The sequence below is a fragment of the Kitasatospora sp. NPDC059646 genome (assembly GCF_042734615.1).
Taxonomy (GTDB): domain Bacteria; phylum Actinomycetota; class Actinomycetes; order Streptomycetales; family Streptomycetaceae; genus Kitasatospora.
Map to the genome: position 1 here is coordinate 97,479 of NZ_JBHWDS010000010.1, position 25,287 is coordinate 122,765.

Here is a 25,287-nt window from a genome sequence, read left to right on the forward strand (position 1 = left end):
GATGCGGCGTCAGAACCCGTTGCCGACGAGCCGGCACGACTGATGAAGCGATGACCTGACGATCCGTCCGACCCCGGGCGGATCGTTCGCGTTTGTGTACGGACAAGTGGGCCGAACGGGACCGAAACAGGGCCGGGCAAGGGCCTGTGTTGAAACACGCCCGGAATGCGACGATCTTCAACCAAACACGGGGAGCCTCGCCATGTCCGGCTGCGGGGGGACCGAGTTTGATCACCGGAAGGACCTTCGGCGTCGATGGATCCGCCTGTCCTTCCCTTCGGCGGATGAGGCCCTACACGAATCAAGTCCGAAAAGAGAAGAGGAACGATGACTGACTACCGTGGCGGGGTCGATCAGGTGGAGAAAGCGTGCGCAGCCCTCGCCGGGCTCCCCGCCTCCCAACGCCTCACCGAACTCGAACGACTCTGCCGCCGGACGGAGAAGATCCTCGGCCTCGCCGTCCTCGACACCGCGAGCGAGGTCTACGAGCAGGGCGACGACGCCGCGCTGCGCCGCTCCCCCTACGCCTACGGCTACCTGCGCCGCACCCTCGGCTTCGGGACCGAACACCGAACGGACGGCTGACCGTTGTACACCTACCTGTGCCGGACCCGCTGGGGCGACATGGACGCCTTCGGGCACATCAACAACCTGAAGGTGCTCCAGTACGTCCAAGAGGCCGTCTACTGCCTGCTGTACGACGAGGCCGAGGGACAGGAGCTGTTCGAGGACGGGTTCATGATCGCCCGGCACGAGATCGACTACCGCGAGCCGCTCTACCACTGCTCGACCCCGCTCCCCGTGCAGATCTGGGTGGAACGCCTCGGCCGGGCGTCCATCAACACCGCCTGCGAGGCGCGGCGCCACGGCCGGCTGGTCTTCCAGGCCCGGACGGTCACCGTGCCGACGGACGCCGAGACCGGGCGCAGCCGCCCCCTGCGCGACGTGGAGCGCCGGCACCTGAACCGCTACCGGGTCCGCCCCACCGGCCCGCTCGCCACCGTCGCCCCCGTCGGTTGCGTACCCGTCCCGGCCACCGCCCGCCTCCGGGTCCCGGCACTCGGCGAACGGGCGTCCTGACGGGCCGGACGAGCACCCGGACGGATCGGGAGAACCCTTTCCGCACAACGGACTCCGACGACGAGGGCCGGCCCCGGGGAGCGGGCACACCGCCCGCCCCGGGACCGGCCCGGGCCTCAGCCGGACGCCCCCTCCGGCACGCCCCCGTCGTCGGCCGGCGGAGGCGACGCCACGTCAGGACAGCGGTCGGGCACAGCCTCCGCTCCGGCCGGGACCGGCGGGCGGGACACCAGCAGCGGGTAGTACGAGGGGTCGTTCATGCTCCCATTGACACCCCCGCCGCCCCGTCCCGCCGGACGACCCGCCCGACCGCTCACCCCGCCGGCCGGGCGGCCTGACGACACGTCACCGAGGCGGCCCCCGCCCGTCGCCGCGCTAGCCGACCACCCGGCCGCCGCACGCACCGCAGGTCCGGTCGACGTACATGCACTGGTAGCGCAGGCAGTCGAGGCAGATGTTGAGGTTCTCCGTCTTCCACCGCTCGCCGTGGCAGGCGCAGCGCTCCCGCTGCCACAGCAGGTCGGACCAGCCGCGGGAGCCGCCGACGGCCCGGTAGCAGGCGTCGATGTAGGCGCCGGTGAGGGGATCGACCGGGTGGCCCAGCTTCTTCTCGGCGAGCGACCAGAGGTAGACGGCGAAGAAGGCCTTGCCGCTCACCAGCCAGTCCTTCGACCGCCCGCGGCCCGCCCACGCGGCGGCGACCTCGGCCAGGCGGCTCCCGAACGGCGTTCCCGGCTCCAGGACCACCGGGTTGCCGCTGATCACCGGCTCGACGAAGGCCGGCCGGGCCGCGTTGCGGGCGAACACGACCTGGCCGACCCCGCCCGTTCCGCACTGGTGCGGGACGGGCAGGCCGGCGGCCCGCAGCCTGGCGCGCAGCGCGGGATAGATGTCGTTGAGGGTCAGGTACTCGGGCTTGCCCGGGATGCCGGCGCGGAGCAGGTCGCACAGCTGGCCGGTGAACGTGGTGGGCCGGTCCCGCTGCTCGGCGAGCGGCGGGACGTGGGCGGTGCGGTTGCGGGTGGTGGCGGTCAGCGTGTAGACGCCTTCGACCTCCGCGAGGTCGGCCAGCGCCTGCGCCTCGGGGGTCAGGACCTCGATCGCCCGGCCCGCGAAGCAGCTGTCCAGGACGGTGATCCTGGACCTGGCCGGGCTCAGCCGCATGGCCTCCGCGAGGTTGCCCCACGGCAGGCCGGTGATGGTGGGGCGGTCCGGTCGGGTGCCCGGCATCACCAGGCACAGGTCACCGGCGGGCGACAGCATGCCGTGCCCGCTGTAGTAGAGGAGCAGCGTCCCGGTGGCCTTCTCGGCCACGTCCGCGACCCGGCCCGCGAGTTCGGGCCCCGAGGAGACGTCGTCGATGACGGTGATCTGCTGCTCCTGCCAGCCGCACACCTGCGGGTCGCGCAGCAGCGCGCTCATCGCCCGGACGCTGTTGCGGGCGGCCGGAACGGGCGGGAAGTCCGGGTGGTCGTACTCCGGGACGCCGATCAGCACCGCGTGCGACCCGGCGGGTGGCGCGGCGTCAGCCATCGCGGCCGCCGTCGTCGAGCCCCTGCCGCAGCACCTGCTCCAGCAGCGCCGTGGTGTCCCGCAGGGTGTCGATCTCCAACGTGACCGAGCGGTCGCCGACCTGGACGGTGATCTTCGCGGAGGTGCGGCGGCTGCGCAGCCAGGTGACGAGCGCCGTGCCGAGCACGGAGCCCGCGCCGCCGGCGCCGAGCGCCACCGAGAGCAGGTCGACGGCGGCCCCGAGTTCGGTCGCCCCGATCGGCCGCCGCTCGACCCGGACCCGGCCGCGCAGGCCGTCCTGGGCGACCAGCCACGCGTGCAGCGACGACAGCCCGTCGCCGTCCTCGTCGCCGACCACGGTGATCCGTGCGTCCAACTCGCCACCCCTGTCGTGTCGTTCGTCCGCACCGCGCGGACCGCCCCCATGGTCGCCCGGAGATCACCGCGCTGTCGAGGGACTCCCGCCCTCCGCCCCTGCGCGGTCCGGAAGAGCGGCCCTAGCCTCCCAGGCGGGTGAAGCGGCTTTCCAGGCGGGAGAGTTGGAGGGCGGTGGCCGGGGAGCGCAGGGCGTCCTGGCGTTCGCGGAAGCTGGCGTAGGCGCGGCGGGCCTGGTGGATGTTCCCGGCGTCCAGTTCCAGGTGGGCCAGTTGGAGGAGCGAGACGCCGATGGTCCGGTGCTCGCCGGCGGGGCGGGCGCGCAGCGAGGCGCGCAGGTAGGAGAGGGACAACTCGGTGGCGCGCAGCGAGCGGTGGACCTGGGCCGCCTGGTACAGCAGGGCCGGCTCCGGGTAGCGGTGCGGGCCGCCGTCCGCCGCCGAGCGGGCCGCCCACTGCTGCGCGGCCTCCAGGTGCCGCAGGGCCTCGTCGGACTGGCGCAGGCGGGCCGCCGCCACCGCCTGCTGGGCGAGGACGAACGCGCGGACGCCGGGGGCGGCCTCGGGCGGCAGGTGGTCCGCCGCGGCCTCGGCCAGCCGGGCCGCGTACGCCTGGTGGCCGAGCGCCCCGGCCTGGGTGCTCTGGTCGCGCAGCGCCATCGCCTGGGCCTGGCCGTCGTGGGCCTCGGCGGCCAGCCGGTACGCGTAGCGGTAGTGGCGCTGGGCCTCGCCGTGCCGATTGTCGTCGGTGTACGTGCGGCCGATCAGGCGCACCAACTGCGAGGTGGCGACCAGGAGTTCGCGGTGGCGCAGGTCGCCGGCCGAGGAACTCAGCCAGGGCAGCACGTGGTCCCGCAGGTAGCCGAGCAGCAGGCTGCGGGCGATCGCGCCGCCGTAGCCGTCGTAGTGCCGGGCCCCGAACGCCGTCAGCTCGCGGACGGCCTCCACCTGCCGGGCGCCGACCCGTTCCGGCCCGGAGCGGCGCAGCGCAGGCACCGCCGGTGAACCGGCCCGGGTGCCGGGCACGGACGGCGCGGCCGGGGCGGCGGCGCGGGGGGAGGGGAGCAGGCGGATGCGGAACAGCGGAGGCTGAAACGTTTCGTCCGGGTGGTCGCCGGGACTCGGCCGGGAGTGCAGCCGGCGCAGCCCGGCCAGCGCGTCCACCGGCTCCGGGTCGGCCTCCTCGCCGGCGGGGGAGTCCGCCGGCCGCAGGCCCAGTTCGGCGCGGGAGACCGGGCGGCCGAGTCGCCGGGTGAACGCCTCCTCCAGCAACTGCGGCCCCGGGTGCCGGGGTTGGGTGCCGGACAGCCAGTGGGCGACGGTCGTCCGGTCGTAGCCGACGCTGAACCCGCTCTCCCGGGCCACCTTCTGCAGGGCCGCGGCGAGGGCGGGCCCGTTCCAGCCGGCCTCCGCCATGAACGCGCGCAGCGCGGGATTCGGTCCACGGACGTGCGACATCGACAACTCCTCGTGCGGTCCGCCGAAGCGGTGGCACTCGGGACGGCACTCGGCTTCGGCGGCGCATGCCTGGTACGGAAACGCCGTCTGTTCAACGCGCGGGAACGGAAATCGGTGCGGTGGGGTCCGGGCCCTCCCGGTGCGGAGGGAGAAGGAACACCGTCGGGACTTCCGGATGTCCGGCGGAAGCCCGATCCTCACTCCGGGCGCGGGAGGTCGCGGCGGGCGGGCGAGCCGTTCAGCAGGTGCCGCAGCAGGGCCGCGGTGTCCAGGTGCCGGTGCTCGGCGCCCGGTGGCACCACCCGGTACGACAGCCGCAGGAAGTCCCGGACCGGGGCGGACGGGGTGTGCAGGACGGCGGTCTGGCCGGGCGTGCTGAGCGAGATCGTCAGCAGCTCCGGGTCGGCCGCGGACCGACGGATCGCCACATCGCCGACCCCGGCCCACCCGGCCAGGCCCTCGGCGAGCAGGTCGCGGGCGAACAGCCAGGTGATCGGCTCGTCCAGGTCGACGTGGCAGTCCAGGTGCACCGCGTACGGGTCGGCCCGGTGGTAGCGCAGCCGGGCGGGGACGGAGACCCGCAGACCCTGGCAGGGCGACACGGAGACGTCCAGCAGCAGCACGCAGTCCGGATCGCCGGAGCGCCGGAGCCAGCCGCTGGACGTGTTCTGGTGGGTCACCGGGTCTCCCTCGGGCGGTCGGCGGACAGGACGGACAGGGCGGTCAGGACCGGCAGGGGCTCGGGTTCGGGTCCGACCTCGGATGCGGGCTCGGGCTCGGGGTTCGGCCCGGTTCCGGGAGCGGCAGAGGGCGGCTCGGCGGCGGCCGGTTCGGGCCGGACGGCGGCGGCGAACCGGGGCGGGGCGACCAGCCGGGCCCACTCCTGGTCCTGCCGCCCGGGCACGGTGCGGCCCGACTGGTGCCAGAGGGACACCAGCCGGGCGTAGATCGGGGCTTGCTGAATCGTTTCGTCGCGGACGCCCGTCGGGGCCCAGGGCTCGGCACTCACGTCCGGGCATAACGACCGAACGCGGGGGCGGTCACGCCGCTCGTCGTCCCGGCCGGGCGGACGGGGGCGCGGCCGGGCGTCAGCCGCCGGCGGCGTGCGTGGCGGCGACGGCGCGGGCGTGGTCGAAGGCGCGCACGGGGTGCGCGGCGGAGGTCCACGGGTGGGCCCCGCACCAGGGGCCGATCTCCCGGAACTGCTCCAGCGCGAGCGCGGGCTGACGGGACACCAGGGCGAAGTGCGCCAGCAGGTGCCGCAGCAACGGGACCTGGTCGTGCGGCGGCGGGACGGCCGCCAGCGCCGAGGCCACGGCGGGCAGCACCTCGCGCAGCCGGCCCGCGTCGGGCAGGCCGTGCAGGCCGTGCCGCTGCTCCAGTTCGGCCAGGGCCTGCAGGTACAGGCCGGGCAGCGGCGAGCCGGCCGGGGCGGTGCGGACGGCGCGCTCGGCGAAGCGCAGCATCAGCGCGTCGCTGCCGTGCCACTTGGCGCACCAGTACTGCATGGCCTGCCAGTGCCCGGCCACGTGGTGCGGGGCCCGGGCGGTCAACTCGCGCCACAGCGCCCGGAACCGGCGCCGGCCCAGTCGGGTGCCGCGGGCCACCGCGACCAGCACCACCCACGGCCCGGGGTCACGCGGGTCCAGCTCGACGGCCTGCCGGGCGGCGGCCGCCGCGGCGACCAGCTGCGCCCTGAACGCGGCCATCCGCTCCGGCGGGACCTGGTGCCCGAAGGCGCTGCCGCGCACCTCCCAGGCCCGCTGCACCAGCAGCCGGGCGTGCACCGTCTCGGCGGCGCAGGCCTCGGTGCCCGACTCCCGCCAGGCGGTCAGCCAGGCGTCGCGTTCGGCGGCCACCCGGGTCAGGAAGTCCAGCCGGGACCAGCGCTCGTCCCAGTCCTCGCCGGCCGCGGTCACGTACGCCGCGGCGGCCCGCCAGCCGCCGGCCAGGCAGGAGTCGGCCAGTGCCTCCAGCTCCTTGCGGCGCAGCAGGGGAATCGGCGGCCCGGCGCGGCCCGGGTCCAACTCGGCGCTCGGCGCCAGCCCGTACCGCACCGGGTCGAAGCCGGGCGGGGTGGCGGCGACCGGCGGCGGCACCGGACCGGGCACGGACGGACCGCTCCACCGCCGACGCGTCAGCAGCGCGAGCGCCATGGCGATACCGAACACCAGAACCGGGGTCATGCCGAGAATGATCTCCCACCGCAGGTGGCCGCGGGCACGCGCCTCCGGGGGCGGACCGCCGGGGCCTGTTGCGGGGCTGGTCCGGGCGGGGCGCTACCGTGGTGGGCCGCGTGCACGGTGTCCGTCCGATGATCCGTCCGGAATGTTCGTCCGCCCCGGGGCCGTTGGCGAACACGACGACCGGAGCGACCGGAGCACCCGGAGCGACCCGGACACGGCACCGACAGCAGCAGCGACGACGACAGCGACGAGAGCGAGCCCCCGATGCCCCTAGCGGCCCCCGACGTGGCGCGGCTGTTCACGGCAGGCAGCCAGTACGACTGCGGCGGCGGCCGCACGGCCACCGTGGTCGCGCTGCCCGAGGCGGTGCTGGCGCTGCCCACCGGGCGGGTGGTGGCGTGCGACCCGGTGATCGGGCTGCTCGACGAGAACGAGCCGTTCCTCGCCGAAGTCCCGCCCGGCAGCTACCCGGTGACGCTCGCGGTGGTCGAGGTGCGCGACGCGTACGGGCCCGGCTCCTCGGACACCCGGATCGCCGCCGCGCTGCTGCGGATCGGCGACCGGCCCGCGGCGCACTGGGAGTTGGCGCTGAGCGAGGGCCAGGACGCGGGCCGGCTCGGCCGGGGCGACTTCTTCGGCTACGGCGTGGACGCGGGCACCGGCTGCTTCCTGGACGCGTCCGCCGTCGGCCCGATCGGCGAGCTGGTCGAGCGGGACTCCGACCCGGTGATCGACGCCATCCACGACGCCGGCCCCCGCCCGGCCGCCGTCACCGACCCGGCCACCGGCCACGGCATGGTGGCCTTCACCACCGGCTGGGGCGACGGCCACTACCCGACCTGGGTCGGCCGCACCGCCGACGGCGAAGTCACCGGGTTCGTCAGCGAGTTCTTCGTCGTGCGGCAGCCCGGGCGCGGCCCCGTCGAGGGGTGACCGGGCCCGGGCCGCCGGACGGCGGGCCGCCGCCCCTCAGAGCGCGCCGAGACGGCTCCGCAGCGCGCTCACCACGGCCGGCGGCGCGGTCCTGGTCGAGCCCGCGTCGAACGGCGGCTGCGGGTCGTACTCGATGAGCAACTGGATCCCCTGCGCGGTCTCCGGGCCGTGGATCAGACCGGCCAGGTGCAGGCCCAGGTCGATGCCGGACGAGACGCCCGCGGCGGTGGCGTACTTCCCGTCGAACACCACCCGCTCCTCGACCGGCTCGACCCCGTACGCGGCCAGCGCCGGCGGCAGCGCCCAGTGCGTGGTGGCGCGCCGGCCGGTGAGCAGCCCGGCCGCGGCCAGCAGCACCGAGCCGGAACAGACCGAGGTGGTCCAGGCGGTGGTGGCGTCGACCGCCCGCAGCCACTCCAGCACCTCGGGCCGCTCCTGCTGCGCCCGGGAGCCGGGCCCGCCCGGGACGAGCAGCAGGTCGGCGGCGGTGACCTCGTCGAGCGAGACGTCGGCGGTGAGCGCGAGACTGCCCAGGTCGCCGCGGACCGGCCCGCGCCGTTCGGCGGCGAACACCACCTCGGCCCCGGGCATCCGGCCCAGCACCTCGTACGGGCCGACGGCGTCCAGCGCGGTGAAGCGGTCGTAGAGCAGGATGGCGATCTTCATCGGATGCCTCTCCGGTGCGTTGTCGGATCATCAACGGGCGTGGGGGCGTGGGGGCGTGGGGGCGTGGGGGCGTGGGCGGGGTCTCGGGGTCGTGGGGCGGTCAGGCGGGTGTGGGCGCGGGCGTGGGCGCGGGCGTGGGCGTCGCGCGGAAGCGGCGGCGGTAGTCGAGCGGGCTGACGGCCAGGGTGCGGGCGAAGGCACGGCGCATCGCCTCGGGGTTGCGGTAGCCGCTGCGGCGGGCGATCTGCTCGATGCCGTCGTCGCTGTCCTCCAGGTGGCGGCGGGCCACCTCCAGCCGGACGCCGTCCACGTAGCGGCCTGGCGTGGTGCCGGTCTCGGCGACGAAGACCCGGGCGAACTGACGGGGCGACAGCGAGGCGCGGCGGGCCAGCGCCTCGACGGACAGGTCGGCGTCCGGGTGCTCGGTGATCCAGCGCTGCACGTCGCGCAGCGGCTGCCGGACGGCGAGCTGGGCGGCCAGCTGAGTGGAGAACTGGGCCTGGCCGCCCGGGCGGCGCAGGAACATCACCAGATGCCGGGCGATGCGGAGGGCGAGTTCGCGGCCGAGGTCCTCCTCGACCAGGGCGAGCGCCAGGTCGATGCCGGCCGTCACCCCGGCGGAGGTGGCCACCCGGCCGTCGCGGACGTGGATCGGGTCGGGCTCGACGGTGACGTCCGGGAAGCGGCGGGCCAGCGCCTCGGCGTGCGCCCAGTGCGTGGTGGCGCGGCGGCCGGCCAGCAGGCCCGCCTCGGCGAGCAGGAACGCGCCCGTGCACACCGAGGCCACCCGTTCCGCGCCGTCGGCCAACTCGGCGATCCGGGCGACCAGTTCGGGCACCGGACGGCGGGTGCCGGGGCCGCCGGGGACGATCAGGGTGTGCGGGGCCGCCGCGTGCGCCAGGTCCTCGTCCGGCAGCAGCCGCAGCCCGCTGCCCGTCCGCACCGGCAGGCCGCCGGGCGAGGCGGTGCGGATGCGGTAGCCGGCCGCCGCGGAGAGCACCTCCAGCGGGCCGGTGACATCAAGGCTCTGCACCCCGTCGAAGAGCACGAAGAGCACGCTGCGATCAGCCATGCGTCCAGCCTCGCAGCGGCCCTGCGCGGCAGCAATGACGGATGCCCCACCTTTCCTGCCGTCGCCCGGCCGAGGACGGCGGAACGGGTGTCCGGCCGTGGTCGAACGGGCCCTGGGCCGGCGGCTGTTGTTCGGCGGGCCTGGCGGTGAGTGCGGGCGACGTGCTGGCGTGGGGGGTGCGTCATCGGCCGTTGCTCGCCCTCGGCCTGTGTCGGGCGGTTCGGCGCGGGACCTGGCCAGCGCTCCGGGGCGGCATGGCTGCCGTGCGGGGTCCCGTGCCTGAGGGGCAGGTGGGTCGGAACGGGTGTCCGGCAGTGTCGAACGGGCCGGCGGCTGTTGTTCGGCGGGCCTGGTGGTGAGTGCGGGCGACCTGCTGGCGTCGGGGTGCGTCATCGGCCGTTGCTCGCCCTTGGCCTGTGTCGGGCGGTTCGGCGGGCCTGGTGGTGAGTGCGGGCGACCTGCTGGCGTCGGGGTGCGTCATCGGTCGTTGCTCGCCCTCGGCCTGTGTCGGGCGGTTCGGCGCGGGACCTGGCCGGCGCTCCGGGGGCGGCATGGCTGCCGTGCGGGATCCCCGGGGCCGGGTGTCCCGCACGGCGGGGTAGGTGGGTCAGTTGACGTAGTAGCTGAAGCCGAGCGTCGCCGCGGACATGCCGGGCGCGATCGAGCGCATCAGGGTGCCCTGACAGTTGGCCGCGGAGTACACGTCGACGGTGGCGTCCGTGAGGTTCTCCACGAGGACGGGCGACGCGGTCGGGTAGCACCCCCGTGCCGGGTTCTGCCGGGCCACGCCGTCCACCACCAGGACGCCCGTGGCCGCCTGGGCGGGTACGGCGAGTGCGAGCACTCCGGTGGCGGCCAGCAACCCGACCGCCGCGATCCGACGACGCATGACTGTTCTCCCTTCCGAGGGCGCGCAACGGGTAGCCGCCCTTCCGCGCGGATGGATTCCCCGGCCGCCCGGACCGTCCCGGAATTCCGGCCGCAGTCCCTCGAACCGGGGACGGCACACGGGTGCGGGCGGACCGGGCGGCGCGGTCGGGGTGAGGGCCCGTCAGGACGCGCGGGCGTGCCGCTCGCGGGCGTAAGCGGCGAGCGCGTGGAAGGCGGCCTTGGGCTCCCAGGGCAGGCCGGGGTGGGTGGTGGAGGTCCGGCCCGGCGGCAGCGGGCGGACGATGCCGAACGAGGCGCGGTCGAAGTCCCGGTCGGGGTCGTCGGAGCCCGGCAGGTGGTAGTGCGCGAAGGTCTGCACGAAGGCGGCGTCCAGGCCGGAGGCGTCGAAGGCGGCGAGCAGGTCGACCAGGTAGCCGGCCTGCTCCTGCTCGTCGCGGTCGAGCGGTTCGGCGAACCGGGCGGCGCGGCCGTGCTCGTCGAAGACCACGGCGCGGTCCCCGCGTGCGCCGAGGGCGGCGGCGCCGGTGAAGCTGCCGCAGCCGAACTCGGTGACGGCGGCGGGCCGGCCGTGGCCGGTGAGGGCGCGCAGGCCGGGCAGCAGCTGGTCGGCGTTGGTGGCGTCGCGGTAGCCGGCGTCGGTGGCGACCACGTCGAACGGGGTCCAGTCGACGCCCTCGAACGGCAGCGAGGCGTAGCCGATCGGACCGCCGAACAGCGGCCGGACGGCGGCCAGGACGCGGGCCAGGAAGGCGTTCACCTCGCGGTGCAGCCCGGGCAGCAGGGCGCGGAACCGGGCCTGGTCGGCGAGCACGCCGGCCCGTTCCAGGTAGTCGGCGCCGGGCAGGAAGCCCTCGGTGAACAGGGAGATCTCGGAGCCGGTGAGCAGCACCACCTCGGCGCCGCCGGCCCGCAGCTGCTCGGCGCGCCCGGCGCAGTCCACCAGCAGGTCGAACAGCTCGGGCCGGGTGAGTCCGTTGGTGAACGGCGAGAGCCAGACCTCCAGTCCGGCCTCGGCGGCGTACCGGGCGGCGGTCTCCAGCCGGTCCGGTTCGGCGCCGGTGATGCGCACCGCGTCGCAGTGCAGTTCCTGACGGATCACCAGCATCTCGCGGCGGACCGTCCCGGGGTCGAAGGGTTCCCGGGTGGTGGTGCCGGCACTGCGGAAGCCGGTGTCGTAGGTGATGCCGAAAACGCGCACGGCGAAGCCGTCCTCTCCTCGCACAACAGGGTACGTCGCGTACCTTACGACGAATTGGGTACGGCCGGTACTCTGTTTCGCGGGACGTACCATTCGGACCGGAACCGGCAGCGGGCAGCGCGGACGAGAGCGAAGAGGGTGGGCAGGTGGCAGCGACCAGGCGGCGCGGCGCCGAACTCGAGGACGCGATCCTGGCCGCCGCCGGCGAAGTCCTGCTCGAACAGGGCGTGGCCGGCCTCACCATGGACGAGGTCGCCCGCCGGGCCGGCACCAACAAGAACGCCCTGTACCGCCGTTGGCCCCACCGCACCGCCCTGGGCATCGCCGCCTACCGGCGCCTCGCCGACGCCGAGACCCGCCCGCCCGACACCGGCGCCCTCCGCACCGACGCCCTCGACCTGCTGCGCCGCGCCAACCGCACCTGGTCCTCGCCGTACGGGGAGATCCTGCGCGGCCTGCTCGCCGCCGCCGGCGGCGCCCCCGAACTCCTCGCCGCGCTCCGCGACCCCGACCGCCCCGACCCGCTCGACGAAGCCTGGCTGACCGTCCTCGCCCGCGCCGCCGAACGCGGCGAGGCCCCCACCGCCGCCGTGCACCCCCGGGTCGCCGCCACCCCCATGGCGCTGCTGCGCACCGAGTACCTGCTCCGCGGCGTCCCGGCCGTCCCGGACGACGTCCTGCTGGAGATCGTCGACGAGGTCTTCCTGCCGCTGGTCCGCGGCCGCGGCGGCGCCCGCTGAGGGCCGGGGCGGAAAACCGGTCGCGCGCGGCCGGGCCGGGGGGCAGGCTCGACGGTCGTGGACGATGACGCGACGCAGTACGCACCCGCCGACACGGACCTCGGGGCGCTCGAACGGGGGCGCGGCGCCGGGTACTTGTGGGTGCGGCGGGAGCCGGCGGCGGCCGGCCGGGCGGTGCTCGCCTGCCTGCGGCGGGACACCCGGTACGACCGGCAGAGCGACGACCGGAACGACTATCTGGCCCACCTGGTCCGGGAGTCGGCGCTGCCGCTGGATCCGCTGCGGCGGCTGCTCGACGGGGACGACCCGTACGCCCACGAGCGCGGCTGCGCGATCCTCGCCGCGCTGGCGCTGACCGGCTCGGTGGAGGCCCGGGAGGCGCTGCGGCAGTACGTGCGGCACGGCCGGTGGTGGCAGGACGTGCTCGACACCCTCGCCGAGCGCTGGCCGGTGCCCTGGTGGGACGATCTCGCGGAGGTCGCGGTGCGCCGCCTCGGTGCGGCCGAGCCCGACTGTCCGGGCGGTGAACCCTGGCTCCGGTGGCGGGAGTTGCTGCCGGACCTGCCCCGGCCGCGGGCGACCCGAAGCGATCGTGCCCCGGCCCCGGACACTGCTCGGCTGCTGGCGGTGCTGGCGGACGGCGGAAGTTCCGCGGGCGAGCGCTCGGCCGCCGTGGCGGCCCTGGCGCGTCGGCCGGCCGTGCCGGAACTCCTCCCGCTGGTGCCCGAGTTGTTCACCACCATTCCGGTCGAACTCGGCGAGCGGGCGCTGCCGCTGCTGGGCCGCGCGGTCGATTCCCTCGGGTCGGCCGCGCTGGCCGACGCCCGCGGGTGGGCCCTCTCCTCCCGCCGCTGGCTGGCCGGGCTCGGCCTCGGCGTGCTCGCCCGGCACGGCGACGAACGCGATCTGCCGCTGCTGCTGGCCGAGTTGGAGCGGCAGTGGACGGACGGCGAGTGGTGCGGATCGGACTTCCTCGCGGACGGCCTGGCCCGCCTCGGTCCGGCCGCCGCCGACGCCGCACCGGCGCTCGGCCGGTTCTGGGCGCAGACCCCGCACTCGTACGAACGGCCGGCCCACCTGCGGGCGTTGACGGCCGTGCGGCCCGGGGAGACGGGTGCGGAGCTGACCGAGTCGCTGTGGGACTGCGAGCAGGACGCCCGGCTGTTCGCGGTCGAGCACGCCCCCGACGGGCCGGAACTGCGGTCCCGGCTGGCCGAGTTGCGGGACTCGCCGGTGGAGACCGAGGAGCTGCGGGCCGCGGCGGCGCGCCGGCTGGGGCGCGGGAACGCGTGACGGGCAGTCGCGGACGGGAGGCCGCGACTGCCCGTCGGCAGGTGGGGGAGCGTCAGAACTGGGTGGCGACGGTGACGTTGCTGAAGTCGGTGGCGGCGTACAGGCTCAGGTAGCGGTAGCCGGCCGACGGGTTGGTGACGGTGATGGACTGGGTGGTGCTGCCCGGGGTGGTCGAGGAGGCGGTGAACGCGCTCGGCGAGGCCCAGGTGGAGTCGTTGTAGTACAGGTACGCGGTGCCGGTGCCGCCGCTGGTGGTGATCTTCAGGGTGCTGGTGCCGGCGGGCAGGTAGACGTACAGGTAGTCGACGTTGCCGGCGGTGCGGCTGCGGCCGGTGCGCTGGCAGTTCTGGCCCATCGCGTCGGCGCGCTGGTCGGTGCAGGTCGGCAGGGTGGCGCCGCCGCTGCCGGTGGTGACGGTCACGCCGGCCGGGGTCGAGGTGGAGCGGCCGGTGGAGTCGGTGACGGTCAGCGCGACGGTGTAGGTGCCGGCCGCCGCGTAGGTGTGCGACGGGTTGCGCTCGTCGGAGGAGCTGCCGTCGCCGAACGTCCAGTGCCAGGAGACCAGCTGCGCGGGCGAGTTGGTGACCACCGAGCGGTCGGTGAGGGTCACCGTCGCGCCGTTCACCGACTTGTCGAACAGCGCGGTCGGGCCGGTGGCGAAGCAGGCGCCGGCCGCGCAGGCGGTCAGCCAGGAGTCGAAGTCGGCGTCGTAGGAGGTGCCGAGGCCGTTGTAGACGGCGTACCCGCCCTGGTAGTCACCGGTGCGGAAGTGGCCGAGCATCGCGGTGACGTCCGCCGGGTGCTTCTCCAGCATGTACCGCACGGCCAGGTAGCCCCACGGGTAGACCCGGGTGGAGTCCGAGTTGAGGTAGGTGTTCTGGAAGATCGTGCTCAACTTGTAGGTGTGCTTGCCGGCCTCGGTCATCGCCTGGGTGTCCGTCACCCCCCGGTACGCGTACGACTCGTACTCGGCGACGCCCTCGATCCACCAGATGTCCGGGACGGACGTCTCGGTGGTGAAGTTGCCCTTCATGTCGTAGATGTTGTCCAGGTAGTGCGTGTACTCGTGGTTGAGGTTCCACACGTTGCCCGGGAAGTCGTCGTTCCACGACTTCTGGTACATGATCGACACGGGCTTGTTGGCCGGGTCGGTCGGGTCCATCAGGGTCACGCCGCCGTTGTCGGTGGAGTTGTTCCAGATCGCCCACGAGTAGGTCTGGTAGTCGGCCGCGCTGGCGAACACCGGCAGGTCCAGGGTGGTCCCGTACTGGCCGGGGATCGGCCCGTTGTCCTTCACGAGGTTGTGGAAGAACGCGTCCTCGCCGCGCAGGCTCTCGCACACCGGCTGCAGCTGGGTCGCCGTCAGCGCCTGGGCGCGCAGCGTCTTGTTGTCGCAGACCAGCACGTTCGGCAGCACGGCGCCGATCAGCTTGTTCGGCAGGTCGCAGATGCCGAAGGTCGAGCACTGGCCGCTGTTGTACTGGTTGGACTGGAACGCCACGTGCACGTACAGCGGGCCGCCCGCGCCGACGATCGGCGTGGAGTCGAGGATCTGCTTGACCAGCGGACGGGAGGCCGCCTCCACGGTCGCGCCGTCGCCGGACATCCGGGCCAGGTCGTTGCCCGCGTTGACCGCCAGGAAGGAGTTGGCGGTGCCGAGCAGGTCCTTGTGGTTCAGCGTGAACGTGCCGAGCGTGCCGACCAGGCTGGTGTCGGCGTTCAGCGCGTTGACGAAGTCGCTGTTCCAGTTGCCGCGCCACAGCGGCGCGAACAGCACCGCGTTGACGGCGTTCACCATCTTCGGGAACGCGTTGTAGCCGTTGTTGTAGCCGTTCAGCACCTGCTTGTACGTGTTCAGGTAGTTGGCCTGCACGTTCGCGCTGTCGGTGAGCACCAGGACGTCGTACAGCACGACGCCGTTGGCGTCCGAGACGTCCTTCCAGTGCTGGCCCGCGAAGAACGCGTCCAGGCCGGCCCGGGTGGCCGTGGTCAGCGCACTGCCGTAACTGCCCACCGCGCCCGCGTTGTAGGACTGCACGTAGTAGCCGGCCCGCAGGAACTGCACCAGTTGGAGGATGTTGGAGCTGTTGGTGCCGTCGTACGTCGCCGCCAGGTCCTTGAAGGCGTTGGCGACGGTCAGCATGTTCGCCTGCTTGAAGATCGCGCCCGCGTCGCTGCCCGTCACGTTGTACAGCGTGCCGATGCAGGTGGTGGTCGATCCCTTGACGAACGCCACCAGGTCGGCACCGGAGCGGCTGCCGAAGTCGGCGAAGGTGCAACTCTGGGCGGTCGCCGTGCTGCTGACGGCCTGCTGCTTCGCGTGCGGCTCGGCCGGGCGCGGCGTGGTCTGGACGGCGGTCCCGGCCGGCTGGCCCATGACCACCTGGCCGAGCAGGGCCGGGGGAAGCGGGGCCGAGACCGGGGCGGGGGCGTCCGACTGCGCCGCCGCGACGATCGGGCCGAGCGGCTTCGGGACGGCGCCGCCGGGGGCGCTCCGGTCGCCCACCGGGGAGGTGAGCGGGGCGGCCGGCTTCGCCGGTCCGGCGGTGGCCGCGAAAGCCGGGGCGGGCAGCAGGGTGGCCGCCGTGGCACAACCGGCCAGCAGGCCGGCCGTCAACGCGGGGAGGGGTATGCGCACGCGCACTGCTTCTCCTGTGGGGGCTGGGGAGGGGTGGGGGTTGGGGAGGGTCGAGCGCATGCATCGTGGCACCGGATCGGGGGGCAGAACAATGTCACAGGTCATATGACATTGCACTGCGAGCCATAACACGGGTGGGGAGTTCTTGGCAGCCGGTGCGCCGACCGACGGCTCCTCAGGTGCGCGGCGGACGGAAAGTGCGACCCGCCCAGCTGTGCAAGTGCGGTGCCTCGGCGGCCAGTTCACGGTAGGCGGCGGTCGCCGCACCGAACAGGGTGTCCGCCAGGCCCGGCCCCAGCGCGGCCCGCCGCCACAGCAGCACGTACCGCAGCCACAGCGGCGCGCCCAGCAGCGGCTTCAGCAGGACACCCGGGATGGGCGGCGTGCTCGCCGGGACCAGTGCGGCCCCCAGCCCCGCCGCGACCAGGTCGAGCACTTCCCGCCGCCCGTGCGGCAGCTGATGGACCGTCGCCGGGACGAGCGCCGCCGACTCGCAGGCCGCCCGGAAGGCCTTCCGGTCGGCCGCGGGCAGCAGCCAGGTCTCGGCGGCCAGATCGGCCAGGGCGGGTTCCGCGTGGTGCCGCAGCGGATGCGTGGCGGGCAGTGCGACGAACAGCGGCTCGGTGGCGATCACCCGCGCCGCCAGTGCCGGAGTGGGACGCAGGCCGGAACTCGGGTGGTCGAGGGCCAGTGCGAGGTCGAACGGCTCGTCGGGGGCGCACGGGAGGGAGAACCGCAGCTCCGGGCGGAGCTGCCGGGCGCGGGCCAGCGTGCCGGGCAGCAGCGCCGGACAGTCCGCGGCCAGCCGGAGTTCACGGTGCGGGCGCTCGCCGTCGACCGGGACGGACTGGCCCAGGCGGTCGACCCGGGCGAGGACCTCGCGGGCGGCCGCGAGGAGCTCCGCCCCGAACGTGGTCGGCACCACGCCGGCCGCCGTCCGCTCGAACACGACCGCGCCCAGGTGCCGTTCGATCCGGCGCAACTGGGTGCTGGTCGCGGGCTGGGACGCCCCGATGGCCGCCGCCGCGCGGCCCACGCTGCCGGTGTCCGCGATCGCGCACAGCACCCGCAGATGCCGCAGCTCCAGCTCCATGCCCCCGGCCCTTCCTCGCGTGCGGGCCGCCACGGGCACGCCGTCGGCAGGGGCGTGGCGGCGGTGTTATTTCACACGCAACATGTCAGATGGTGCGGCTCACCTTCGCTTCCCGACACTGCCACGTCAAGTCCCGCGAATCCGGGGGCTCGGCGGCCCCGGCCGGCAGCACGGCGAACCGCGCTGCGCGGGCCGGTGGTTGAGAGGAGGGGGAGCGTCCCGGGAACCCCGGGGACCGGCGGCGGTGGGCGGTAGTACGGCGAGTCCCGCTGTGCGGGGCGGAGGTCGGGGAGGGAGCGTCTCGGCGGGGAGGGGTGGCCTGGAGGCGCACCGCTGCGCGGGCAGAGGTCGTGGGGACGGGACGGCCCGGGGGTGTGCGCGGGTTCGTCCGGCGAATCCGGCTGCGCGGGGAGCGGGGGTGTCGCGGGTTCCGTCGGGCGGGCGGAATCGCGGCGCCGAGGGGGCGTCAGGGGTGCTGCGGGCAGCGGCAGATCCGGTCGAAGGCGGCGGCGGCGGTGGTGGCGAGGTCGGCGGGGCGGGGTGGGCGGCCGGCGAGCAGGTGGCGGCGGAGTTCGCGGTGGGCGGCGCGGTGGGTGGCGGCGAGGGCGGCCGCGAGGAAGGGGGCGTCGGGGGACGGGGGGAGGGCGGACGCGAGGGCGCTCTCGGCGCGTTCGGCGATCTCGCGTTCGCGGGCGCGCAGCGCGGGGCTGGCCTCGACGGTGCGGAAGAACGCGGCGTCGCCGGGGATCCGGTCGTCTTCGAGGGCGGCGCGCAGGTCGTCGCGGATCGCGGCGACGGGGCAGGTGCCGGGCGGGCGTTCGCGGACCACGGTGGCGAGGTGCTCCTCGACTTCGGCCTGCCGGTCGAAGAAGAGGTCCTCCTTGGTGGCGAAGTAGTTGAAGACCGTGTTGGTGGAGACGTTCGCGTGCCGGGCGACCTCGGCGACGGTGACCTGGTCGAAGCCGCGGTCGAGGAACAGCGGCAGCGCGGCGTCCGCGATGGCGGTCCGGGTCCGCTGCTTCTTGGTCTCACGAAGGCCCATGGCTCCATGCTAGGGAACTCCGCCGAATGGTAGGGTCACTGAAAAATTGGTGTGACACCAAAAATATTCGAGGAGGGGGCGAAGTGAACGGCGGACGGCGGCAGTTCAGGTTCGGCATCTACCCGGGGGCGCTGCTCGGCGACGAGCGCGGCATCGTGCACCCGGTCCGCCCGGACGATCCGCGGCTGGTGGCCGAGGCGCTCGACGAACTCCAGGGCGCGGAGGAAGAGTTCCTGGTCCGGGTGTACCGCTCGTTCGCGTCCACGGTGGCCGCGCCGGCGCAGACCCCGGACGGCTGGGAGGCGTACCTGGGGCGGCCGGGGCGAAAGGTCGACCTGGTGCTGCAGTTCCGCGAGCCGACCGGGAGCCGGGACGGCTGGGAGGCGTACGTGCGCGGGCAGGTGCGCGAACTCGGGGCGCGGCTGGGCTCGGTGCAGATCTGCGAGGAGCCCAACGCCGACCTGCCGGTGCTGGACGGCAGCGTCCCCGGGGTGCGGGAGGCGCTGGTGGCGGGCGTGGTCGCGGCCAAGGAGGAGGTCCGGGCGCTCGGCCTGACCGCCGCCGTCGGCTTCAACGCGGTGCCGACCCTCGGCCCGGACGCGCCGTTCTGGGACGCCCTCGGCGAGCTCGCCGACCGGCGGTTCCTGGACGCGCTGGACTACGTGGGCCTGGACTTCTTCCCGGACGTGTTCCGCCCCGTCCCGGCGGAACGGCTGGCGGACGCGGTGGCCTGGGTGCTGCACGGCTTCCGGCACGGCGACCTGCCGAGGGCGGGGATCGGGGCCGGGGTGCCGATCCGGATCGCCGAGAACGGCTGGCCGACCGGCCCCGGCCGGACCGAGCAGGCGCAGGCCCGGGCGCTGGAGACGGTGGTCCGGGCGGTCGCCGGGCGGGCGGCCGAGCTGAACGTCGAGGGGTACACCCTGTTCGCGCTGCGCGACGCGGACAGTCGCGGCGGGAGCCTGTTCCACGGCTTCGGCCTGCTGCGCGACGACCACTCCCGCAAGGCCGCGTTCGCGACGTACCGCGGCCTGATCGCCGAACTCGGGCCCCGGCTGCGGGCGGGCTTCGGCAGCTGATCGACCGGCAGCTGAGTGAACGTCAGGGAACGGTCGGGCGAACAGCGGCACCGACCGTTCCGGGCGATTCCCGGACCGTTCGGGGCGATTCCGACCGTTCAGGTCCGGTTCCCGAGAAGTTCTGACAAGGTCGATTCACCGAGCGGCGAGGGGGACGCTAGACTCCGAACGGCTCGGCCGGCGGCCCTGACGGATGGTTCGCGGGCCGGTCCGGCACCGGTCGGGGCTTCAGTTCCGGTGCTGGAGCGGGCAGTTCGCGCGAGCCGGGTCGGTCGTGCGGTGAAGAGCCGTCGAGCGGTGGGGCGTTGTTCCCCGGGCTGCTCATCTCGCCCGGCTGGTACGGATGTTGGGACACTGCGGTGGTGCCGTGCGGGCGCCGGACCGCCATACCGGCTTTTCCGGCCGTTATACGGTGATACTAAGATCCATCCGTCAGAGTCCTTATCAGATTCGACCAGTTCTGAACGACTGGCCTCGTCTCCAAGGAGAATGCCCTGCGCACGCGCGCGTCTCGGCGGATCATCACGGGCCGGCTGTCGCTCCGGGCGACCCTGCTCGTGCTGGCGATCGTCCCTGGAGTGGCACTGGCCGCCCTGTGGGCGGTCACCAGCGGACAGCTCCTCTTCGACTTCCAGCGCCAGGCCGCCCAGGGCCTGCTCGCGCAGGAGGCCGGCCAGCCGTCCAACATCGTCTACTACAACCTGCAGGAGGAGCGGCGCCTGAGCGCCGACGTCCTCGCCTCGCACACCGGCGTCACCGACGCCCTGCGCACCCAGCGCGCCAAGACCGACGAGGCCGTCCAGACCTTCCAGAAGCTGTCCGGCGTGGCCGCCGACAGCGCTCCGAGCGAGGTCCGCGACGCCGTCCGGGAGGCCCGGGCCGCGATCAACCAGCTGCCCGCGCAGCGCGCCCTGGTGGACAGCGGCAGCGACCAGCAGCAGGCCGCGGTGTACGGCTACTACACCGACCTGATCGCCGTGGACCTGCGCCTGTTCGCGGCGCTCAGCCACGTCGACAACGGCAGGATGACCACCATCTCGCAGCCGCTCGTCGACCTGTTCTGGGGCAAGGAGATGATCTCCCGCACCGACGCGCTGCTCGCCCGCGGCTGGCCCACCGGCTCGCTCTCCGTCGAGGACTACCAGCAGGTCCGGCAGTCCGTCAACGAACAGGACTTCCAGTTCGGCACCAAGGTCGCGCCCAACCTGCCCGCCGACCAGGCCGCCATGTGGCAGCAGATCACCGGCTCCCAGGCCTGGCAGGCCAAGACCCGCGCCGAGCAGGACCTGCTGAAGCCGGTCGGGCCCGACCGCAGCGGCCGGATCGCCCTGGCCACCGACAAGGACGCCTGGCGGCAGTCCCTCGACACCATCAACCCGCAGCTCGTCCACCTGATGGAGTTCCGCACCGCGGCCGTCGTCGAGGAGGGCAAGAGCAGCATCATCAGCCTCGCCGTCCGCCTGATCCTCACCAGCGTCGTCGGCCTGATCGCCGTCGTCGCGGTCGCCATCTCCACCTGGCGCCTGACCCGCACCCTGCGCCGCCGCATCGGCTGGCTGCAGAAGCAGGCCGAGGACCTCGAGAACTCGCTGCCCGAGGTCGTCGAGCGGCTCGGCAACGGCGAGCAGATCGACGTCGAGGAACAGGCCCGCGCCATCGAGCGCGACCCGTGGGCCCGCACCGAGGACGAGCTCGCCAAGCTCGGCGAGGCGTTCAACCTGGCCCGCACCAGCGCCCTGCAGGCCGCCGTCGCCCAGGCCGAGCAGCACCGCGCCTACGAGCGCCTGCTCCAGCGCATCGCCCGCCGCACCCAGCTGCTGATCGGTCAGCAGCTGAAGAAGCTCGACGAGTTGGAGCGCAAGCACGAGGACCCCGAGATCCTCGACGGCCTGTTCGACCTCGACCACCTCACCGCCCGCCTGCGCCGCTACGAGGAGAACCTGGTCATCCTGGCCGGCGGCACCCCGCACCGGCGCTGGCGCAAGCCCGTCCCGCTGCTGGACGTGATGCGCGCCGCCCAGGGCGAGGTCCAGGACTACCGACGGGTCGTCATCGACCTGGACGGCAGCCCCTGGCTGTCCGAGCGCGCCGTCGGCCCGGTCGCCCACGTGCTCGCCGAGCTGATCGAGAACGCCCTCAGCTTCTCCCGCCCGCCGAACCCGGTCGAGGTCCGGGCCGGCCGGGTCAGCCGCGGCGTCGCCATCGAGGTCGAGGACCGCGGACTCGGCATGGACGACGAACAGATCGACGAGGCCAACCAGCTGATGACCCGTGCGCCCCGGGCCGACGTGCTCGCCCGCGGCGACGACATCCGCCTCGGCTTCTACGTGGTCGCCCGGCTCGCCGACCAGAACGGCCTGCGGATCGAGTTCCGCCAGTCCGCGTTCGGCGGCACCCGTGTCGTGGTGCTCGTCCCCGACGAGCTGATCGTCCCCGACCCGACGGCCCGCCCGACCCTGGTCGCCGCACCGCCCACCGGCGGACTGCCCACCCGCACCCGCGGCCAGGCACTGGCCGGCGTCACCGCGATCACCGCGACCACCCCCGAGCAGGACGCCGCGCTGCTCGAACTGCACGCCGCGCCCGAGGACCTGACGTACCGGCAGGCCGAGCCGCCCTACCAGCAGGCCGAAGCCGCCTACCCGCAGGTCGAGGCCCCGTACGCGGCCGGCGACCCGTTCCCGCAGCACGAGCTGTTCGGCGGGCGCACCGAGGAGCACGCCGCGGCCGGGCACGAGCAGCCCTTCCCCGCCGCGCTGCCCGCCGCCGAACAGCCGCCCGCCCCGTACGGCCTGCCCGCCGGCGAGCCCGCGCCCGCCCCGTACGGGCTGCCCGCGCCGTACCGGCCCGAGCCGGCCGGCAGCGACGACTGGGCCGGGCGGACCGGCCAGTTCGAGCAGGCCTCGCCGTTCCCGGCCCCCGGCAGCTACCCGGCACCCGACCCGGCGGCGCCCGCCCCGTACGTGCCGCTCACCCCGGCACTGCCGGCCGCCGAGCCGCCACTGCCGCGCCGCATCCGCCAGGCCAGCCTGGTCGACGAGCTGCGGATCGACCCGGCCACCGCGCCGGCCGCCCCCGCTCCGCCGCGCTGGGACGAGAACCCGCTGTTCCGACCGGCCCCCCGACGGGCCGGAGCAGCGGTCGGCGCGTTCCAGCGGCGGTCCAGAGAGGCGCGGGCCGGAGCCGCCCAGCCGACTGCGGACACCACGACGCAGTCCGGCGAGCGGTCCGAGCCCGGCGACACCTGGAACACCCACACCATCCCGACGAGAGAAGACCGGTCATGACGCGCACAATCGCCACCCACCAGGACCTCGATTGGCTGCTGGACGGCCTGGTGGACCAGGTGGCCGGGACGAGACTCGCGGTCCTGCTCTCCGACGACGGCCTGGTGGTCAGCCACTCCCGCTCCATCGACCGCTCCGACGCCGAGCGCCTGGCCGCCGTCGCCACCGGCCAGCAGAGCCTGGCCCGCGGCGTCGGCCAGCTCTTCGCCGGCGGCCCCGTCCACCAGGTGATCGTCGAACTCGCCGACCTGTGGCTGTTCGTGATCTCCGCCGGCCAGGGCACCCACCTCGCCGTCGTCGCCTCCCAGGACGTCGACGCCGAGGTCATGTCGCTGGCCATGCACAACCTCGTCCAGCAGGTCGGCCAGAAGCTCAGCACCCCGCAGCGCAGCGACTTCGACGCGTTCGCGGCCCGGGGCGGGCAGCGCGGGTGAGCTCCTACTGGGACGAGGAAGAGGAGGACGACGGCGCGGACAGCATGGTCCGCCCGTACACCATCACCAGCGGCCGCACCGCGCCCGAGCGGGACGAGTTCACCCTCATCACCCTGCTCACCAGCGTCCAGGAGCCGGTCGACGCGTACGGCGCGCCGGTCCGGCCCGGCCGGCTCCAGCCCGAGCACCGGATGATCCTCAACCGGTGCCGGACCCCCGCCGCCGTCGCCGAGGTCGCCGCCGACCTCAACCTGCCGGTGTCGGTGACCAAGATCCTGCTCGGCGACCTCGTCGAGCAGGGCCTCCTGACCGCCCGGGCCCCCATCTCGGTGGCCCGGGCCGCGGGCGGCGCCGACCGCGGCCTGCTGGCCGCTGTACGTGAGGGACTGAGGAGGCTTTGAGATGACGACCACCCAGGCGGGCGCCGCCGCGGTCAAGATCCTGGTCGCCGGCGGCTTCGGCGTCGGCAAGACCACCCTGGTCGGCGCCGTCAGCGAGGTCGCCCCGCTGCGCACCGAGGAGTACCTCACCACCGCCAGCGTCGGCGTGGACGACCTCGCCGGCGTCGACCAGAAGACCACCACCACCGTCGCCCTGGACTTCGGGCGCATCACCGTCAGCCCCGAGCTGGTGGTCTACCTGTTCGGCACGCCCGGCCAGGAACGGTTCTGGTTCATGTGGAACGACCTGGTCAACGGCGCGCTCGGCGGCGTCGTGATCGCCGACACCCGGCGGCTGGAGACCAGCTTCGCGTCGATCGACTTCTACGAGAGCCGCAACATCCCCTTCGTGGTGGCGATCAACTGCTTCCACGGCGTCAACACCCGCAGCGACGAGGAGATCCGGGCCGCGCTCGACCTCGACCCGCACGTGCCGATGCTGGTCGGCGACGTCCGCGAGCGGGCCTTCGGCCGGGACGTGCTGCTCGCCCTGGTCGACCACCTGATGGCGCTGCCGGTCGGCTGACCCCTCCTCCCCAACGGCCCGGCGCTCCCCCCGCCCGGCCCTCCCCCCGAACCAACCGGAGAGAGCATGGCAACACCCCTGCGCGTCCTCGTCCACGGCGGCGGCATCGGCGGTCTCGCCCTCGCCACCGCGCTGGCCCGCCGCGGCCACACCGTCGAGGTCGCCGAACTCCGCGAGCAGTTCGACGCCCTCGGCGTCGGCATCATCCAGCCCTCCAACGCGCTGCACGTGATGCGCGAACTCGGCATCCTGGACGAGTGCCTGGCGGCCGGCTACGAGTGGGAGGTGCTGACCATCTGCGACACCGCCGGCAACCCGCTGGCGAAGATCCCGCAGCCGCGGATGGACGAGGCCCCCGCCAACAACGGCATCCCGCGCCCCGCCCTCGCCCAGATCCTCGGCCGGGCCGCCACCGGGGCCGGCGCCACCGTCCGGTTCGGCACCACCATCGCCGAACTCGCCGACGACGGCGAAGGCGTGGACGTCACGCTGTCCGACGGCCACACCGGCCGCTACGACCTGGTGGTCGGCTTCGACGGCATCGGCTCCCCGCTGCGCACCCGCCTGTACGGCGACCGCTTCCGCCCCGAGTACACCGGCTTCGCCAACTGGCGGGTCACCCTGCCCCGGCAGCCCGAGGTGCAGGGCGTCGTGATGAGCACCGGCAACCAGGCCGCGAAGGCGCTGCTCACCCCGATCACCGACGAGCTGATGTACCTCGGCTCGGTGGTCGCCGAGACCGAGGACTTCCGCCCGGACCCGGAGCGCGCCCACGAGCAGCTCGCCGAGCGGCTGTCCGGCTTCACCGGCCCGGTCGCCGAGGCGCTCGCCGCGATCACCGACCCGTCCACCGTGGTCTACTCGCGGATCTCCCAGGTCACCGTCGACGCGCCCTGGCACGTCGGCCGGGTGGTGCTGGCCGGCGACGCCGCGCACGCCTCCACCCCGCACCTGGCGCAGGGCGCCGCGATGGCCGTCGAGGACGCCCTCGTGCTCGCCCAGGAACTCGACGCCGCCGACACGGTGCCCGCCGCGCTCCGGGCGTGGGAGGACCGCCGCCGGCCGCGCGCGATGTTCGTCCAGGCGCTGTCCCGGGCCGTGCTCAAGCAGGAGACCGGCACGCCCACCACGCCGGAGGAGGACGAGCTCCTCAAGGTCGGCATCCCGGGCGCCGCGCACGTCCTGGTGAAGCCCTACTGACCCACCGTCGGGGCACCTGCGGAGGGGGGGGGGGGGGCCCCCCGGGCCCCCCCCCCCCCCCGGGGGCCCCCGCCCCGGGGTTGAACCCCGGGGTACACCCGGTGGGGGGCCCCCCGGGGGGCGGGGGCGGGGGCGGGGGGCCCCG

24 protein-coding genes are annotated in these 25,287 nt (G+C 74.4%); 11 read left to right on the top strand and 13 right to left on the bottom strand.

The features are described 5' to 3' along the window. The first annotated feature begins 327 nt into the window (after nt 1–327). The gene (locus ACFV1L_RS09420) at nt 328–585 is read left to right on the top strand and encodes a hypothetical protein (RefSeq protein WP_157032224.1); all 258 of its coding nucleotides are present in this window, start codon (nt 328–330) and stop codon (nt 583–585) included. Nucleotides 586–588: 3 nt separating this feature from the next. Further along, nucleotides 589–1,080 (top strand): acyl-CoA thioesterase, encoded by a 492-nt coding sequence (locus ACFV1L_RS09425; RefSeq protein ID WP_380364440.1) that lies wholly within the window; start codon nt 589–591, stop codon nt 1,078–1,080. A 375-nt stretch (nt 1,081–1,455) separates the two neighbouring features. On the opposite strand, the gene ACFV1L_RS09430 is transcribed toward ACFV1L_RS09425, so the two are convergent. The 6 genes from ACFV1L_RS09430 to ACFV1L_RS09455 form a co-directional block, all read right to left on the bottom strand. Further along, complete coding sequence (locus ACFV1L_RS09430) at nt 1,456–2,613, bottom strand: caspase domain-containing protein (RefSeq protein ID WP_380364442.1); 1,158 nt, start codon at nt 2,611–2,613, stop codon at nt 1,456–1,458. Beyond that, the gene (locus ACFV1L_RS09435; RefSeq protein ID WP_380364443.1) at nt 2,606–2,968 is read right to left on the bottom strand and encodes a hypothetical protein; all 363 of its coding nucleotides are present in this window, start codon (nt 2,966–2,968) and stop codon (nt 2,606–2,608) included. Before ACFV1L_RS09435 ends, ACFV1L_RS09430 begins: the two co-directional genes overlap by 8 nt. Nucleotides 2,969–3,089: 121 nt before the next feature. After that, entirely contained in the window at nt 3,090–4,424 is a 1,335-nt protein-coding gene (locus tag ACFV1L_RS09440; protein ID WP_380364445.1) for a hypothetical protein, read from the bottom strand. Between the two features lie 197 nt (nt 4,425–4,621). Continuing rightward, entirely contained in the window at nt 4,622–5,104 is a 483-nt protein-coding gene (locus ACFV1L_RS09445) for an SsgA family sporulation/cell division regulator (protein ID WP_380364447.1), read from the bottom strand. After that, nucleotides 5,101–5,358, bottom strand: a complete 258-nt coding sequence (locus ACFV1L_RS09450) for a hypothetical protein (RefSeq protein WP_380364448.1) — start codon at nt 5,356–5,358, stop codon at nt 5,101–5,103. The genes ACFV1L_RS09445 and ACFV1L_RS09450 overlap by 4 nt, the downstream gene beginning before the upstream one ends. 154 nt (nt 5,359–5,512) lie before the next feature. Further along, a complete protein-coding gene (locus tag ACFV1L_RS09455) occupies nt 5,513–6,610 on the bottom strand; it encodes a hypothetical protein (RefSeq protein ID WP_380364450.1) in 1,098 nt (365 codons plus the stop codon). A gap of 264 nt (nt 6,611–6,874) precedes the next feature. Between ACFV1L_RS09455 and ACFV1L_RS09460 the strand changes: the two genes are divergently transcribed. Continuing rightward, entirely contained in the window at nt 6,875–7,543 is a 669-nt protein-coding gene (locus tag ACFV1L_RS09460; protein ID WP_380364452.1) for a DUF4241 domain-containing protein, read from the top strand. A 36-nt stretch (nt 7,544–7,579) separates the two neighbouring features. Here ACFV1L_RS09460 and ACFV1L_RS09465 read toward each other — a convergent pair whose 3' ends face one another. From ACFV1L_RS09465 to ACFV1L_RS09480, 4 genes are all read right to left on the bottom strand, one after another. Continuing rightward, entirely contained in the window at nt 7,580–8,209 is a 630-nt protein-coding gene (locus tag ACFV1L_RS09465; protein ID WP_380364454.1) for a DJ-1/PfpI family protein, read from the bottom strand. Between the two features lie 100 nt (nt 8,210–8,309). Further along, a complete protein-coding gene (locus tag ACFV1L_RS09470) occupies nt 8,310–9,281 on the bottom strand; it encodes a GlxA family transcriptional regulator (protein WP_380364455.1) in 972 nt (323 codons plus the stop codon). Between the two features lie 607 nt (nt 9,282–9,888). After that, on the bottom strand, nt 9,889–10,170 hold the full coding sequence (locus ACFV1L_RS09475; RefSeq protein ID WP_380364457.1) for a hypothetical protein: 282 nt from the start codon (nt 10,168–10,170) through the stop codon (nt 9,889–9,891). Between the two features lie 162 nt (nt 10,171–10,332). After that, the gene (locus ACFV1L_RS09480; RefSeq protein ID WP_380364459.1) at nt 10,333–11,370 is read right to left on the bottom strand and encodes a hypothetical protein; all 1,038 of its coding nucleotides are present in this window, start codon (nt 11,368–11,370) and stop codon (nt 10,333–10,335) included. Between the two features lie 146 nt (nt 11,371–11,516). Here ACFV1L_RS09480 and ACFV1L_RS09485 point away from each other — a divergent pair, with 146 nt between their 5' ends. Beyond that, nucleotides 11,517–12,110, top strand: coding sequence for a TetR/AcrR family transcriptional regulator (locus ACFV1L_RS09485; RefSeq protein WP_380364460.1), 594 nt, complete (start codon nt 11,517–11,519; stop codon nt 12,108–12,110). A 57-nt stretch (nt 12,111–12,167) separates the two neighbouring features. Then, nucleotides 12,168–13,403 carry a hypothetical protein gene (locus tag ACFV1L_RS09490; protein ID WP_380364461.1) on the top strand — a complete coding sequence of 412 codons (1,236 nt, stop codon included), beginning with the start codon at nt 12,168–12,170 and terminating at the stop codon, nt 13,401–13,403. Nucleotides 13,404–13,455: 52 nt separating this feature from the next. On the opposite strand, the gene ACFV1L_RS09495 is transcribed toward ACFV1L_RS09490, so the two are convergent. The 3 genes from ACFV1L_RS09495 to ACFV1L_RS09505 form a co-directional block, all read right to left on the bottom strand. Next, on the bottom strand, nt 13,456–16,041 hold the full coding sequence (locus ACFV1L_RS09495) for a collagenase (protein WP_380364463.1): 2,586 nt from the start codon (nt 16,039–16,041) through the stop codon (nt 13,456–13,458). A 175-nt stretch (nt 16,042–16,216) separates the two neighbouring features. Then, nucleotides 16,217–17,134 (bottom strand): LysR family transcriptional regulator, encoded by a 918-nt coding sequence (locus tag ACFV1L_RS09500; protein WP_380364465.1) that lies wholly within the window; start codon nt 17,132–17,134, stop codon nt 16,217–16,219. Nucleotides 17,135–17,600: 466 nt separating this feature from the next. Next, complete coding sequence (locus ACFV1L_RS09505; RefSeq protein ID WP_380364467.1) at nt 17,601–18,176, bottom strand: TetR/AcrR family transcriptional regulator; 576 nt, start codon at nt 18,174–18,176, stop codon at nt 17,601–17,603. 83 nt (nt 18,177–18,259) lie between these two features. Between ACFV1L_RS09505 and ACFV1L_RS09510 the strand changes: the two genes are divergently transcribed. From ACFV1L_RS09510 to ACFV1L_RS09535, 6 genes are all read left to right on the top strand, one after another. Next, nucleotides 18,260–19,255: a hypothetical protein gene (locus tag ACFV1L_RS09510; RefSeq protein ID WP_380364469.1), complete on the top strand. Its 996-nt coding sequence runs from the start codon at nt 18,260–18,262 to the stop codon at nt 19,253–19,255. Between the two features lie 578 nt (nt 19,256–19,833). Beyond that, entirely contained in the window at nt 19,834–22,542 is a 2,709-nt protein-coding gene (locus ACFV1L_RS09515; RefSeq protein WP_380364471.1) for a nitrate- and nitrite sensing domain-containing protein, read from the top strand. Next, on the top strand, nt 22,539–22,976 hold the full coding sequence (locus tag ACFV1L_RS09520; protein WP_380364473.1) for a roadblock/LC7 domain-containing protein: 438 nt from the start codon (nt 22,539–22,541) through the stop codon (nt 22,974–22,976). The genes ACFV1L_RS09515 and ACFV1L_RS09520 overlap by 4 nt, the downstream gene beginning before the upstream one ends. Nucleotides 22,977–23,020: 44 nt before the next feature. Beyond that, the gene (locus tag ACFV1L_RS09525; RefSeq protein WP_380364520.1) at nt 23,021–23,377 is read left to right on the top strand and encodes a DUF742 domain-containing protein; all 357 of its coding nucleotides are present in this window, start codon (nt 23,021–23,023) and stop codon (nt 23,375–23,377) included. A gap of 1 nt (nt 23,378) precedes the next feature. Next, nucleotides 23,379–23,942, top strand: a complete 564-nt coding sequence (locus tag ACFV1L_RS09530) for an ATP/GTP-binding protein (protein WP_380364475.1) — start codon at nt 23,379–23,381, stop codon at nt 23,940–23,942. Between the two features lie 66 nt (nt 23,943–24,008). After that, nucleotides 24,009–25,142, top strand: coding sequence for an FAD-dependent monooxygenase (locus ACFV1L_RS09535; protein ID WP_380364477.1), 1,134 nt, complete (start codon nt 24,009–24,011; stop codon nt 25,140–25,142). The last annotated feature ends 145 nt before the right edge of the window (nt 25,143–25,287 follow it).

Bases quoted from the DNA above. Each gene is read 5' to 3' on its own strand.
- ACFV1L_RS09420 (WP_157032224.1), top strand. From the start codon at position 328: ATGACTGACTACCGTGGCGGGGTCGATCAGGTGGAGAAAGCGTGCGCA.
- ACFV1L_RS09430 (WP_380364442.1), bottom strand. From the start codon at position 2,613: ATGGCTGACGCCGCGCCACCCGCCGGGTCGCACGCGGTGCTGATCGGC.
- ACFV1L_RS09440 (WP_380364445.1), bottom strand. From the start codon at position 4,424: ATGTCGCACGTCCGTGGACCGAATCCCGCGCTGCGCGCGTTCATGGCG.
- ACFV1L_RS09455 (WP_380364450.1), bottom strand. From the start codon at position 6,610: ATGACCCCGGTTCTGGTGTTCGGTATCGCCATGGCGCTCGCGCTGCTG.
- ACFV1L_RS09460 (WP_380364452.1), top strand. From the start codon at position 6,875: ATGCCCCTAGCGGCCCCCGACGTGGCGCGGCTGTTCACGGCAGGCAGC.
- ACFV1L_RS09465 (WP_380364454.1), bottom strand. From the start codon at position 8,209: ATGAAGATCGCCATCCTGCTCTACGACCGCTTCACCGCGCTGGACGCC.
- ACFV1L_RS09470 (WP_380364455.1), bottom strand. From the start codon at position 9,281: ATGGCTGATCGCAGCGTGCTCTTCGTGCTCTTCGACGGGGTGCAGAGC.
- ACFV1L_RS09475 (WP_380364457.1), bottom strand. From the start codon at position 10,170: ATGCGTCGTCGGATCGCGGCGGTCGGGTTGCTGGCCGCCACCGGAGTG.
- ACFV1L_RS09500 (WP_380364465.1), bottom strand. From the start codon at position 17,134: ATGGAGCTGGAGCTGCGGCATCTGCGGGTGCTGTGCGCGATCGCGGAC.
- ACFV1L_RS09505 (WP_380364467.1), bottom strand. From the start codon at position 18,176: ATGGGCCTTCGTGAGACCAAGAAGCAGCGGACCCGGACCGCCATCGCG.
- ACFV1L_RS09520 (WP_380364473.1), top strand. From the start codon at position 22,539: ATGACGCGCACAATCGCCACCCACCAGGACCTCGATTGGCTGCTGGAC.
- ACFV1L_RS09525 (WP_380364520.1), top strand. From the start codon at position 23,021: ATGGTCCGCCCGTACACCATCACCAGCGGCCGCACCGCGCCCGAGCGG.
- ACFV1L_RS09530 (WP_380364475.1), top strand. From the start codon at position 23,379: ATGACGACCACCCAGGCGGGCGCCGCCGCGGTCAAGATCCTGGTCGCC.
- ACFV1L_RS09535 (WP_380364477.1), top strand. From the start codon at position 24,009: ATGGCAACACCCCTGCGCGTCCTCGTCCACGGCGGCGGCATCGGCGGT.